The sequence below is a fragment of the Novosphingobium organovorum genome, from assembly GCF_022832435.1.
Lineage (GTDB): Bacteria > Pseudomonadota > Alphaproteobacteria > Sphingomonadales > Sphingomonadaceae > Novosphingobium > Novosphingobium organovorum.
Genome location: NZ_JALHLF010000278.1, coordinates 1 through 352, shown reverse-complemented (window position 1 = coordinate 352; position 352 = coordinate 1). Strand labels below are relative to the sequence as shown.

The 352-nt window shown below is 74.4% G+C and carries 1 pseudogene; it reads left to right on the top strand.

Annotation, left to right across the window (positions count from 1 at the left end):
- Window positions 1-352 (top strand): annotated as a pseudogene (locus tag MTR62_RS21230) (translation initiation factor IF-2); the annotation flags it as partial.

The window sequence follows — 352 nt, the reverse complement described above, 5'->3', positions numbered from 1 at the left end:
CTCCGGCCCGTCCGGCCGCGCGCCCCGCACCGGTCGCCAAGAAGAAGCCCGCGCCCAGCCCGCTGCGCAAGGGCCCTCCGGGCGAGACGCCGCAGGAGCGTGTCGCGCGCCTTCAGCGCGAGGCCGAGGAAGATCGCCTGCGCATGGGCGAGGAAAACCGCCGTCGCGAGGAGGAGGAAAAGCTCCAGGCGATCGAGGAAGAAAAGCGCCGCGCCGAGGATAACCGCCGCGCCGAGGAAGAGGCCGCGGTGCGCGCCGAAGCCGAAGCCAAGGCCAAGGCGGCGGCCGATGCCGAGGCCAAGACCCGCGCTGCCGAGCAGGCCGCTGCGGCTCCGGCGCAAGACGCCGCCGT